At 59.7% G+C, this 12,267-nt stretch carries 14 protein-coding genes; 10 read left to right on the top strand and 4 right to left on the bottom strand.

Annotated elements, in window-relative coordinates; all coding sequences use genetic code 11:
• Positions 1–49 precede the first annotated feature (49 nt).
• The 3 genes from dnaJ (at position 50) to FHX16_RS01455 (ending at position 3,658) form a co-directional block, all read left to right on the top strand.
• A complete protein-coding gene (dnaJ, locus tag FHX16_RS01445) occupies positions 50–1,189 on the top strand; it encodes a molecular chaperone DnaJ (RefSeq protein ID WP_114710810.1) in 1,140 nt (379 codons plus the stop codon).
• 217 nt (positions 1,190–1,406) lie between these two features.
• Positions 1,407–3,299: a TPR end-of-group domain-containing protein gene (locus tag FHX16_RS01450; protein ID WP_183863507.1), complete on the top strand. Its 1,893-nt coding sequence runs from the start codon at positions 1,407–1,409 to the stop codon at positions 3,297–3,299.
• A 149-nt stretch (positions 3,300–3,448) separates the two neighbouring features.
• A complete protein-coding gene (locus FHX16_RS01455; protein ID WP_183753476.1) occupies positions 3,449–3,658 on the top strand; it encodes a hypothetical protein in 210 nt (69 codons plus the stop codon).
• A 15-nt stretch (positions 3,659–3,673) separates the two neighbouring features.
• Here FHX16_RS01455 and FHX16_RS01460 read toward each other — a convergent pair whose 3' ends face one another.
• Positions 3,674–4,042 carry a helix-turn-helix domain-containing protein gene (locus FHX16_RS01460; protein ID WP_183863509.1) on the bottom strand — a complete coding sequence of 123 codons (369 nt, stop codon included), beginning with the start codon at positions 4,040–4,042 and terminating at the stop codon, positions 3,674–3,676.
• 316 nt (positions 4,043–4,358) lie between these two features.
• Between FHX16_RS01460 and mbfA the strand changes: the two genes are divergently transcribed.
• Positions 4,359–5,342 carry an iron exporter MbfA gene (gene mbfA, locus FHX16_RS01465; RefSeq protein WP_183753472.1) on the top strand — a complete coding sequence of 328 codons (984 nt, stop codon included), beginning with the start codon at positions 4,359–4,361 and terminating at the stop codon, positions 5,340–5,342.
• Between the two features lie 53 nt (positions 5,343–5,395).
• Here the strand turns inward: mbfA and FHX16_RS01470 are convergent, their stop codons facing one another.
• Positions 5,396–5,995, bottom strand: a complete 600-nt coding sequence (locus FHX16_RS01470; RefSeq protein ID WP_183863511.1) for a transglutaminase-like cysteine peptidase — start codon at positions 5,993–5,995, stop codon at positions 5,396–5,398.
• Between the two features lie 151 nt (positions 5,996–6,146).
• Positions 6,147–6,947 carry a carboxylesterase gene (locus FHX16_RS01475; RefSeq protein WP_183863513.1) on the bottom strand — a complete coding sequence of 267 codons (801 nt, stop codon included), beginning with the start codon at positions 6,945–6,947 and terminating at the stop codon, positions 6,147–6,149.
• A gap of 179 nt (positions 6,948–7,126) precedes the next feature.
• Between FHX16_RS01475 and infC the strand changes: the two genes are divergently transcribed.
• The gene (infC, locus tag FHX16_RS01480) at positions 7,127–7,663 is read left to right on the top strand and encodes a translation initiation factor IF-3 (protein WP_025658610.1); all 537 of its coding nucleotides are present in this window, start codon (positions 7,127–7,129) and stop codon (positions 7,661–7,663) included.
• A gap of 251 nt (positions 7,664–7,914) precedes the next feature.
• Here infC and FHX16_RS01485 read toward each other — a convergent pair whose 3' ends face one another.
• Positions 7,915–8,322, bottom strand: a complete 408-nt coding sequence (locus FHX16_RS01485) for a hypothetical protein (protein WP_183863515.1) — start codon at positions 8,320–8,322, stop codon at positions 7,915–7,917.
• Between the two features lie 252 nt (positions 8,323–8,574).
• Between FHX16_RS01485 and FHX16_RS01490 the strand changes: the two genes are divergently transcribed.
• The 5 genes from FHX16_RS01490 (at position 8,575) to rplT (ending at position 12,024) form a co-directional block, all read left to right on the top strand.
• A complete protein-coding gene (locus FHX16_RS01490) occupies positions 8,575–9,123 on the top strand; it encodes a PepSY domain-containing protein (protein WP_183863517.1) in 549 nt (182 codons plus the stop codon).
• A 5-nt stretch (positions 9,124–9,128) separates the two neighbouring features.
• On the top strand, positions 9,129–9,794 hold the full coding sequence (locus tag FHX16_RS01495) for a response regulator transcription factor (protein ID WP_183863519.1): 666 nt from the start codon (positions 9,129–9,131) through the stop codon (positions 9,792–9,794).
• Positions 9,791–11,143, top strand: coding sequence for a HAMP domain-containing sensor histidine kinase (locus FHX16_RS01500; RefSeq protein ID WP_183753460.1), 1,353 nt, complete (start codon positions 9,791–9,793; stop codon positions 11,141–11,143). Before FHX16_RS01495 ends, FHX16_RS01500 begins: the two co-directional genes overlap by 4 nt.
• Positions 11,144–11,376: 233 nt before the next feature.
• Positions 11,377–11,580 carry a 50S ribosomal protein L35 gene (gene rpmI / locus FHX16_RS01505; protein ID WP_007529267.1) on the top strand — a complete coding sequence of 68 codons (204 nt, stop codon included), beginning with the start codon at positions 11,377–11,379 and terminating at the stop codon, positions 11,578–11,580.
• 39 nt (positions 11,581–11,619) lie between these two features.
• Positions 11,620–12,024, top strand: coding sequence for a 50S ribosomal protein L20 (gene rplT / locus FHX16_RS01510; RefSeq protein ID WP_007798644.1), 405 nt, complete (start codon positions 11,620–11,622; stop codon positions 12,022–12,024).
• Positions 12,025–12,267: the final 243 nt, after the last annotated feature.

A 12,267-nucleotide genomic window follows, 5' to 3' on the forward strand; every position in this document is an offset into this window, starting at 1 on the left:
GGCTGCTCTCCAGGGCAGCCGGAAATCCATTTCCGGGGTCTGATCCTTAATGGCAAAAGCCGATTTTTACGAAACGCTGGGTGTCGCCAAGACGGCGGACGAAAAAGAGCTGAAAAGCGCCTTCCGCAAACTCGCCATGAAATTCCATCCGGACAAGAATCCGGGCGATCATGAGGCAGAGCGTAAATTCAAGGAAATCAACGAAGCCTACGAAATGCTCAAGGATCCGCAGAAGCGGGCGGCCTATGACCGTTACGGTCACGCAGCCTTCGAGCATGGCGGCATGGGCGGTGGCGGCTTCGGCGGCGGTGGCTTTGGCGGCGGTGGTGGGTTCTCCGATATTTTCGAGGATATCTTCGGCGAGATGATGGGCGGCGGCCGGCAGCGGCAGCGCTCTTCGGGTGGCCGCGAGCGTGGCGCCGATCTTCGCTACAACATGGAAATTTCGCTGGAGGAATCCTTCTCCGGCAAGACGGCGCAGATCCGCGTTCCGACATCGATCACTTGCGATGTCTGTTCCGGCTCGGGCGCAAAGCCCGGCACCCAGCCGAAAACCTGCGGCACCTGCCAGGGTTCGGGCCGTGTCCGTGCAGCCCAGGGCTTCTTTTCGATCGAGCGGACCTGCCCGACCTGTCATGGTCGTGGCACGATCATTCCCGATCCGTGCACGAAGTGCCATGGCCAGGGTCGCGTCACCGAAGAGCGTTCGCTCTCGGTGAACATTCCGGCCGGCATCGAAGACGGCACCCGCATTCGCCTGCAGGGCGAGGGCGAGGCCGGCATGCGTGGCGGTCCGGCGGGCGATCTCTACATCTTCCTCTCGGTCAAGCCGCACGAATTCTACCAGCGCGATGGCGCCGACCTCTATTGCACCATCCCGATCTCGATGACGACGGCGGCACTTGGCGGCACGTTTGACGTGGCGACGCTCGATGGCACCAAGTCGCGCGTTACCGTGCCGGAAGGCACGCAGGCCGGAAAGCAGTTTCGCCTCAAGGGCAAGGGCATGCCGGTGTTGCGGTCGCCGCAGACGGGTGACCTCTACATCCAGATCCAGATCGAGACTCCGCAGAAGCTGACGAAGCGGCAGCGCGAACTCCTTCAGGAGTTCGAACAGCTGTCCTCGAAGGAAAACAATCCGGAATCGACCGGGTTCTTTGCCCGAATGAAGGAATTCTTCGAGGGCTGATCAAGTCATCGACAAAATGTTGAAAGGCTCGGTTGTTCCTGCAACCGGGCCTTTATTGTTTTTTGCTCCGGATTGCCTATGCAGGGTTGTTGCGCGGGCGCGACTTTCGCAGTGAAAATGGCTTTACTATTTTGGATCAGCCAAATGATTGGTGGGACATTAAGATAATAAAAGGGTAAATTAGCAGGCCGAACAACATAGCAGCGCCGAGGGACACTTGGAACGCCGTCTCGCAGCCATCCTCGCAGCAGATATCGTCGGTTACAGCCGATTGATGGGATCAGATGAATCCGGGACGCTGAGTGCGGTAAAGTCCTGCCGCACGGAGCTCCTCAACCCGAAAATTGCGCAGCATCGCGGCCGCATCGTCAAGATGACCGGTGACGGCATGTTGGTGGAATTCTCCAGCATTGTGAACGCGGTTGCCTGTGCCGACGAGGTGCAGCGGGAGACGGCGCAGCGAAACCTGTCCGTACTTGAAGAAAAGCGCATCGAGTTCCGGATCGGTATCCATCTCGGCGATGTTATCGTCGAGGAGGGCGATATTTTCGGCGATGGTGTCAATGTTGCTGCCCGGCTGGAAACGTTGGCCGAACCCGGCGGCATTGCTGTCTCCGCCTCGGTCAAGGACCACGTCGGCTCGCGGCTCGACCTGTCGTTCGAGGATCGCGGCGAGCACAGGCTCAAGAACATCAAGGAACCGATCAGGGTCTATGCGATCTCTCCGCGGCGGGCGCTGCCGCTGAAAGTGAACAAGGCCGCTCTGGCCGCTGCCAAGGAAAAGCACAAGCAGCTCGTTGCCGTCCTGCCTTTCACCAACATGAGCGGTGACGCCGAGCAGGAGTATTTTTCGGACGGCATCACCGAAGACATCATTACCGACCTCTCCAAGGTATCGAACCTCTACGTCGTCGCACGCAACACCGCCTTCACCTACAAGGGCAAATCCGTGCAGGTGAAGCAGGTCGCGGCCGAGCTCGGCGTCGACTTCGTTCTCGAGGGCAGCGTCCGCAAGGTCGGGCAGCGGGTGCGCATTACCGGGCAGCTGATTGATGCGAAGAACGGCGGGCACCTTTGGGCGGACCGCTTTGACCGTGACCTGACCGATATTTTTGCGATCCAGGACGAGATCACCCACGCGATCGTCGATCAACTCAAGATCAAGCTGCTGCCGGAGGAGCGGCGAGCGATCGAAGCCGAGCAGACATGCAATGTCGAAGCCTACACCTATTACCTGCGCGGTCGGCAGCTTTCTCACACCTGGACGCGGCCTTATCTGCTTCTGGCGCGGCGTATGTTTGCGACTGCGGTCGCTCTCGATCCGGAATATGCGCGTGCCTATGCCGGGATGGCCGATTGCGAGTCAGCGCTGCGCGACTGGCACGCGGGAGAGTATACGCTACAGGGGATTCTCAATCTGAGTGCCAAGGCGCTTGCACTCGATCCAAATCTCGCTGAGGCGCACGCCTCGCGCGGGCTGGCGCTGCACCAGGATGGGCGAGACGAAGAGGCGCTGAGCGAGTTCGAAAAGGCGCTGGCGCTGGAACCCGATCTCTATGAAGCGAATTTTCACTATGGCCGCTTCCTTTTCATGGAGGGCAAGTTCGAAGGAGCCATCACGTTCTTCACCAGGGCGGCCGAGATCAGGCCGGACGACTATTTGTCGCCGATACACCTGATGAGTGCATGTCGGTCGCTCGGGCTGGAGGAAGAGCGAGCGCACTGGGCAAGCATCTGCATCGAGCGCGCCGAGGAGGCCCTGGAGCGGCATCCGGAAAATTCAGGCCCTGCTCATCGCGGCGCGCTCGCCCTGGCGCACATGGGCGAGGCGGAAAAAGCAAAGGAGTGGGTGAAGCGCGCCCAGATGATCGACCCGGATGACATTGTTGCGCAGTATAACATCGCCTGTGTTTACGCGTTGCTGAACGAATGCGACGCTGCGCTGGACCTGTTGGAGGAGCTACTGCCGCTGTCGTCCTGTTATCACATCCTGTGGTTCAAGCATGATTCGGATCTGGATTCGGTGCGCGATCACCCCCGATTCGAAAAGATGCTGGATGCGATCGCGGCCTGCTCAGCCTCGCTGGACTTCAAGGTGGCGTCGGAATAGCGCTGGCGCCCGGCACTTGTTCCATTCTGGAGCAGGCCGAAATGCGCATCTGTCTTGCGTTAACGCAGGCAATGAATGGCGCTTTGCAAAGGCACACGAAGCGGCCAGTGTCCTTGCGGGGATCAACCAAAAAATCGAGGGCAACTTCCATGATGGCAGCCGCCGCTTCCGTGTCTTTCCAGTCTGACGATGTCGATGTGCTCGCCGGCGCGCTCTACGCGTGGTGCGCCGAGCACAATATCAAGCTGCGCAGCCAGCAGGGACTTGCGATCGCCAGCATCGCGATAGATCTCTATCATGCCGGCCATCAGACGCAGGACGATTTGCTCGTCGCCCTTCACGAGCGCGAGCTGCACTGACCGGCAGAGCAGAGCTCAGCCCAACGCCTCGACGTAGCTGTCGCCGGTCATGATCGACAAGATGGTCTTTACGGCCTCTTTGCCTGCTGTGGAGCGAAGCTTGTCGTAGTGCAGGGCAAGCTCATAGGCCTCCGGGCTGAGACCTGGTCGCGCCGATCCGTCACGCGGATTGGCGCCTTCGAACAGGTCCGAAATATCCACGCCCAGAAAGACCGCGATCTGGTGAAGCTTGCTCGCGGATACGCGATTGGTGCCTTTCTCGTATTTTTGAATCTGTTGAAAAGTCAGCCCCAGCGCGTCTCCCAGTTCCAGCTGCGATATGCGTCGTTTGGCCCTGAGCGTCCGGACATTTCTGCCGACAATAATATCTACCGGATCTGGCACTGCTGTGTTCCCTCATTATAAATTCAAATGCGCTAGTACTATGCCCGCCTTTTGCAATATCTCAACCAACTAGTTGCAATTTTCAACCTGCTTTTGCTGTGGTTTTGAGCCGCTCAGTCATACACTTTCGGCGTAGACATCGACCGTAACGTGCACGCTATTTGCGATGCGCGTTTAGGGCGGCAATCGTGCGTAAGTCGCATTCTACTTTACTTGCCGCGGCGATCACCTGATTCCCCGTCGATTCCGTGGCTTGCCAAACTTGACCCAAGCATCGACAACTCATATTTTAGAATAATTCTAAAACGAGGTTGTCATGTTCAACAGACTTTTCAATTCATCCAAGCGTTCTTTTGATTCATTGTCCGAACAGGAAATACTCGCGCTTGCCATCGGCTCCGAAGAGGACGACGCGCGCATTTATCTCGCCTACGCCGACATGCTGCGGGACGCGTATCCCGCGTCGGCAAAAGTCTTCGAGGACATGGCCGAGGTCGAGGACACACATCGCAAATCCCTGATCGAAATTTATCGCCAGCGGTTCGGCGAGCGCATAACGCTCATCCGGCGCGAGCATGTTCGAGGATTCTATGAGCGCAAGCCCGACTGGCTGCGACGCAACCTGTCATTGGACAAGATCCGGGACGAGGCGGCGGCCATGGAACAGCAGGCCTATCGCTTCTATGTCGAGGCCGCGACCCGCGTGACCGACGCCGGCACGAGGCAGCTTTTGGGTGACTTGGCGCTCGCCGAGCAGGGCCACGAAGAGATCACCCATATGCTGGGCGACAAGCACACGCCTGAGACCGTAAAGGCGGAGGAAGACGTCGCGGCGCGGCGGCAATTGGTTCTGACCTACGTGCAGCCCGGTCTCGCTGGTCTGATGGACGGCTCGGTGTCGACATTGGCGCCGATCTTTGCGGCCGCGTTTGCGACCCAGGACACCTGGCAGACCTTCCTTGTCGGCATGTCCGCATCGGTCGGCGCCGGCATCTCGATGGGCTTCACCGAGGCGGCGCATGACGACGGCAAGATTTCCGGCCGCGGTTCGCCGATCAAGCGTGGTCTCGCCTGCGGAGTCATGACGGCGCTCGGCGGTCTTGGGCACACCTTGCCGTATCTGATCCCGAACTTCTGGACTGCAACGACGATGGCGGTGATCATCGCGATCTTCGAGCTTTGGGCGATCGCGTTCATCCAGAACAGGTTTATGGAAACACCGTTCCTGCGTGCCGCCTTGCAGGTAGTTGTCGGCGGCGGTCTTGTTCTCGGGGCCGGTATTCTGATTGGAAATGGCTGAGGTACAAAAAAGGCCGGCATCTCGCCGGCCTTTCCTGTTCAATCCGATATTGTCTACCTCAAGGCGCCGACCAAAACGTCGCGGCCGTTTTCGATGGTGACCCAGCGACCGGCATTGGCGCTCGACTGGCGCTTGATGAAGGAGTAGGGGGTGTCGAACCACGGCTTGACGCTGGATGCCAGGTTGTCGAGCACGAAGTCGCCGTTGGTGGTGCGCAACGTCAGTACGGCATGGCCTTCGCCGTCCGGCTTGCGAACGACCGTGAGCAGAAGGTTAGCTGGCGAAATTCCCCGCTGAACCAGGATGCGGCGCTTCAAGAGGGCGAAGTCTTCGCAATCGCCCGCCGTCGTCGGATAAGCCCAGACCTCATCCTTGCCGTAGATTTCCTTGTCGGTCATCGGTGTGATGCTATTGTTGACCGTGGCGTTGACCGATCGCACCATTCCCCACTTGGCATCAGACATCTCAGCCGGCGAGGTGTTGCGGTTCGGGCCGCATTCGTTGCGATGGATCTGGCAGAAGTCGTAGTGGCCGATCGGCTGGGAAGTGGCTGCGCCTGTGACCATCGAGAGGTTGTTGGTGGAAGCCGGCGTTGCGGCTGTAGACATAGCAAACACGGCCATCATGGCCACGACGAAACCCTTGATCCGCACGCCCGCTCTTCCCTTGCATCGCCCATGTATTGTTAACAAAAAGTTAACGGACGGAGGCTCGGAGAGTCAATCGTTACTTCTGGGGAGGGGGGTGCTAACCACCAACATGGTTAAAATCCGTTAGGATTTGGCACAGGCGGTACCGTTTGAATTATCGGATAAGCCCTTTGACGGCGGCAAGGATGCGCTCGATGTCCTGCGGTCGCGAAAGCCGGTGATCGCCGTCGCGCACAAAGGTCAGTACGACATCGTCGGCAGGCAGATGTTCCACCAGTTTCATGGCGTGCTGATAGGGAACGTCGGGATCCTTCATCCCCTGCAGGATATGCACGGGGCAACCGGTCTCGATGATGCCTTTGAGCACGCTGTTGTCGCGCCCGTCCTCCATCAGCGCCCGCGTATAGATGTTTGGCTCCGGGCTATAGGCCGACCGCTCTTCGAAGTAGCCGCGCTCGGCTAGCGAGGCTTTCTCCTTCTTCGTGAGGTTCGGCTCGATCAGCTCGGTGGTGAAGTCGGGAGCCGGCGCAATCAGCACCATGCCTTCGAGCTTCGGCCCGTCCTGCCGCTTGGAAAGTTCCTGCGCGAGCCTGAGAGCAATCCATCCGCCCATCGACGAACCTACGACCAGAATCCGGTCGGGGGCCGTGTGGAGGATCACGGCAAGCGCTTCCTCCAGCCAGCGCGAGATCGTCCCGTCGGTGAACTTGCCGCCGGATAGGCCGTGCCCGGAATAGTCGAGGCGTAGGCAGGCGAGACCGTTTTCCGCGGCAAACCGGTCGAGTTCGATCGCCTTGCTGCCGCTCATGTCGGAGCGGTATCCGGATAACCAAACGAGGGTTGGGCCGTTTGCCTGACCGGACCGGCTTCGCGCGAGGTAGGCAATCTCGCGTGCGGCTTCGCCTTCTCCTACGGTCAGATATTGTTGGTCATGAATGAAATTTGCGTCAGACATCGCAGAACTCCGATTGTTTTGGCCTATAAAACAGATTCTTGACAGGCTGACAGCAGGTGTTTTTTCCGCTAAAGAATGCTACTGACTCCGTTGCAGCAATGGTGAGACTACGTTTGTACTCCCGTGATTGGGAGTGCCAGGGCTGCAGCGATCCGAAACAACGCGAGGAGAATACGACCATTCGCAGACCCTTTAAAGCCGACGCGCCCGTGAAGGAAGGGCCGCGCTCGAACCGGGAAATTCGCATCCCCCGAGTTCAGCTGATTGATGCTGAAGGACAGAACTTGGGCGTTGTGCCCACCGACCAGGCGTTGAAAATGGCTGAAGAAGCCGGCCTCGACCTGGTGGAAATCTCCCCCAATGCCGAACCGCCTGTGTGCAAGATCCTCGATCTGGGCAAGCTGAAATACGCCAACCAGAAAAAGGCCGCCGAGGCGCGCAAGAAGCAGAAGATTGTCGAAGTCAAAGAAATCAAGATGCGCCCCAATATCGACACCCATGACTATGAGGTGAAGATGAAGGCGATGGGCCGTTTCTTTGAAGACGGTGACAAGGTCAAGGTGACGCTGAAGTTCCGTGGCCGCGAAATGGCGCACCAGGAACTCGGTATGAAGCTGCTGCAGCAGGTGAAGGCCGACACGACCGAATATGCCAAGGTCGAAGCCGAGCCGAAGCTTGAAGGCCGCCAGATGATGATGGTGCTCGCGCCGAAGTGAGGCGTGTAGCTACTCTCGTATCAAAGCCGTCCGTAAGGGCGGCTTTTGTATTTTGGGGCCTCGTCCACCCAATCTGACAGGATGCTGACAAACGCGCTCAACGGTCTGTCAGCGAGACTTTGGCAATCTGTTCTCAACAAAGAAGAGAGCAGAAGGCAAAGATCATGAAGAAGACCATTTCCCACACGTTTCTGGCTTCAGTCGCCGCAATCGCGGTGACCTTGTCGCTCCCGACAATCCAGACATTCAGTTCAGGCCATTTTTCGTCGGCAGCATTTGCCCGTGGTGGCAGCGATGATGGTGGTGGGAGCAGCGGTAGCGGTTCCGGCGGCTCGGGCGGCAGCGGCAATAGCGGATCCAGCCACAGCGGCGGCAGTGACGACCACAGCGGCAGCGGGCGTGGCGGTGATGATCACAGCGGTCGCGGCGGTCACGACGACGGCGACGACGATCATGGCCGTGGCCGTGGCCACGATGACGGTGCCGACCATGACGCCAATGACGACAATCCCGGCGAACACCGTGGTGGTCGCAACGACAATCGTCCCGAAGTGACCCTCGCAGTGTCTCAGCAAAGCCTGACAGGACTGCTGAATGGCTCGCTCGTTGCTGTCGACCAGCTTGGTCGGCGCCTTGAGGTTGAGATTGAGCTTGAACATGGAACGCGCACGGTGGTTGCGCATCCCCATAGAGGTGACTTTGTTCGTAATCCTGGCGCGATCACCAGCGTCAACATAGTTCCCGCTTCGGCGCAATAATCTGCCCGGCGCGGTCTTCCGGCCACCCCTTCGGAAGAAAGAACTCCGCCGCGCCCCGGCGGAGTTCTTGGTTTCTTGGAACCTTGTCTCGTCGCGATAAAGCGTTCAGTGTAGGTTCCGCGATTGCAGATGCTTGAAATACTTGGAAGGTCAATGAACACAAGCCGTCGCAGTTTCATGACGATGTTGATGCTGGCCGTGGCGCTCGCCGCCGCCGGCCCGATGTTCGTTTCCCATGCCGAAGCCAAGGATGGCAGCGACGATGGCGGCGGCGGCAGCGGCGGTGGGAGCGGTTCAAGCGGCGGCAGTGGCTCGTCGGGCTCCGGCTCGTCCGGATCCTCGGGGTCCAACTCGGGCAGCGGGAGTTCCAATTCCGGTCGTGGCGGCCACGACGATCACGGGGATGATGACGGCGGTGATGACCACGGCGGCGGCGGAGGCGGCGGCGGTAACAGCGGCCGCGGCAGCGGCGGACGGAACACCGATTCCGATCGCGCGCGCGACGCCGTTCGCGAGGGACGGATCCTGCCGCTGAAGACCGTTCTGCAGCGCATCGACGCAAAACGCTACGGTCGGGTTATCGACGTCAATCTCCGTCGATCTATGTTCAGCGATGTGTATCAAGTGAAGGTTCGCGACGGGACGGGCGCGATCAGGACATTGCGCGTTGACGCCCGCAACGGAGCATTGCTGGGGGGCTAGGGGCTATGCGTATCCTGTTGGCGGAGGATGATCCCAATATTTCCGGCCATGTGGTCGAAAAGCTGGGGCGGGAAGGCTATCGCGTCGAAGTATTCGCGAGCGGGCCTGCCGTGTGGGAAGAGGGCGAGACCGGCGATTACTCAGCCATCATCCTTGACCTCGGATTGCCCGGCATGGATGGCCTCTCAATACTGAAACGTTGGCGCGGCGCGGGCATCAACACGCCGGTTCTCGTTCTGACGGCTCGCGGCTCCTGGATGGAGCGTGTCGACGGCTTCGATGCGGGTGCCGATGACTATCTGCCGAAGCCGTTTCGTACCGAGGAACTGTTGGCCCGCCTGCGGGCGCTTCTTCGCCGCACCGGCGCTGTTGCTGTGCGCGTCAAATCCGCCAACCGTTTCACACTTGATGAGAGCGCCAGACGCGTGACGTTCGACGGGCGCGAGCTCGACCTCAGCCCGCTGGAATACCGGATGATCGCGCTTTTCATCGGAAAGCCCGGGGAAGTGCTCAGCCCCACCGAACTGGCAAGCCAGGTTCAGGGCCGTGACGACGATTCCGCCAAGAATGCCGTGGAGGCCATGGTGGCGCGGCTGCGAAAGAAGACGGACAGCGACGCCATCGAGACCCGGCGCGGCTTTGGCTATGTCCTTCCGGAGCGACCTCGGTGATCCACTCGCTGCATTTTCGCCTGGCTGCCGGAGCGCTTGTCGCGATCGCGCTGGCGTTGACGCTCGTCTGGGCGGTGCTCAGCCATCTGTTCACGGACTATCTGGCCGACCAGTATTCCAACGAAATGACGTCGGTGATGGATTCGCTGGCAGCGCGGCTCAGCGTGGAGAATGGCGCTCTTGAATTGAAGAACGAGCCTGCCGACTCGCGCTTCCAGATCCCGGCTGGCGGCCGATACTGGCAAATCTCTCCCGATGGCAACGAGGAGCCGCTGCGGTCCCGCTCGCTGTGGGACGAGGAAATCACCACGGATGACCTGTCGAAGGACATGTATTGCGGGTTCCGGGAAACGGACGGGCCGGATGGCTCGCCGCTGCTGGTGTCGATGAAGACGATGGCGCTTGGCGAAGGCGACGCAAAGAAGAACTTCACCGTCTACGCCGCTTTTTCCAAGCCGGAGATGGAAGCAGCGCTTGAAAGCTATCACCGGCCGTTGCGGTTGATGCTGCTTTCGACCGGCGGCATGCTTCTCCTGGCCGCATTTTTGCAGGGGTGGGTGGGCCTGCGCCCGCTGGTGCGGCTTCGCGATCGCGTCGCCGATATCAGGGCCGGGCGCAGCTCTCATATCGGCACGGAGGGGCCGAGCGAGGTCAAGCCGCTGGTTCGCGAGATCAACTTGCTGCTCAGCGAGCGCGAGACGGCGATCGAACGGGCCCGTGCTCGTGCGAGCGACCTCGCCCACGGTTTGAAAACGCCGCTAACGGTGTTGTCGCACCTGGTTGAAGCTCTGCCCGAGGGCCAACGCGACACCGCCTTGCAGCAGATCGAGCTGGTCCGGCAGCGCGCCGACCGCCAATTGCAGGCGGCGCGGATGGGCGTGGAGCAGATGGCAACGACATCGCTGCTCGGGATTTCCGGAAAGCTCGTCAACGTCTTGACACCCTTCACCGAAGAGAAGGGGATCGACTGGCATCTCGATATCGATCCGTCGCTCACGGTACAGGCGGATCCCGCCGATATTGCCGAGGCGCTTGGCAACGTGCTCGACAATGCCGTGCGCTTTGCCAGAACACGCATCGATCTTTCCGCCGGGCGCTCACAGGATGATGTCGTGCTCAGCGTTTCCGACGATGGGCCCGGAGCCGATCCGGAGAGCTATAACTTGATGTTGAAGCGCGGCGTCCGGATCGACGAAGGCACGGCAGGAACTGGGTTGGGGCTGGCGATCTCGGGCGATATCCTGGAGGCTTACGGCGGCAGGCTCGATCTTTCCGCCTCGCGGTGGGGCGGCCTTCAGGTGAAACTGATGCTCCCGGCCATGGCCGCCCGGCCTCCCGCCATTGCCTAGAAGATTCATCCGCCGCCCCGTTGCACTTTTATGACGCTGCGGTTATAAGCGCGCGTCCGAACTGACCGGCAGGGCATGCCGTGGCGGTTTCGAATGCTTGCGGAACGGTTCATCACCGGAGCCGCAGATCAACAACAAACGCTCCCGCACCTTGTTGCGACGGCCGTAAACCGGGCATCGCGAGAAGGCTTCCTTGATGAAGCATGCAGGGGGATCAGAAACGGAGTAGCAAAATGCCCAAGATGAAGACGAAGTCTGCTGCCAAGAAGCGGTTCAAGATCACCGCGACCGGTAAGGTCAAGGCTGCAGCTGCTGGCAAGCGCCATGGCATGATCAAGCGTACCAACAAGTTCATCCGCGATGCACGTGGCACGATGGTTCTCGCAGAACCCGATGGCCGCAAGGTCGTGAAGAACTACCTGCCGAACGGTCTCTAAGACTATTCCGCGAACGCTTTAGATTAAGGAGATCATGAAATGGCACGTGTAAAAAGAGGCGTTACCGCCCACGCCAAGCACAAGAAGGTTCTGAAGGCCGCTAAGGGCTTTTACGGCCGTCGCAAGAACACCATCCGCGCTGCGAAGGCTGCTGTCGATCGTTCGAAGCAGTACGCTTATCGCGACCGCAAGATCAACAAGCGCAACTTCCGCGCCCTCTGGATCCAGCGTATCAACGCTGCCGTCCGCGAATTCGGCCTGACCTACGGCCGCTTCATCGACGGCCTGAACAAGGCTGGCATCGAAGTCGACCGTAAGGTTCTCTCCGACATGGCTATCCATGAGCCGGAAGCATTCGGTGCACTCGTTGCTGCCTCCAAGAAGGCTCTCGAGTACCTGAAGGACGCCGGTACGAAGAACGAGTTTGAAGCAGCCGTCAACTAAGCCGGCGCTATTCGAACCTTTGCTTCGATGATTTGGGACCCGCGCTGGCCAGGCTTGCGCGGGTTCTTTGCATTGGCGCGATGGCGATTGAGACGGCTTGGCCGCTCCTCGTTCGACGTCGCGGGCTTTTTGTGGTGTGCCCGGTTGATTGGCTGCGTGCACATGGGTAGTGATCTGCGACGCTTCATCGTGGCGCTTGAGCTATCCGATGCATGTTTTCGTGAATTATCGACAAGACTGACG

Source organism: Rhizobium sp. BK661 (assembly GCF_024808825.1).
Classification (GTDB): Bacteria; Pseudomonadota; Alphaproteobacteria; order Rhizobiales; family Rhizobiaceae; genus Rhizobium.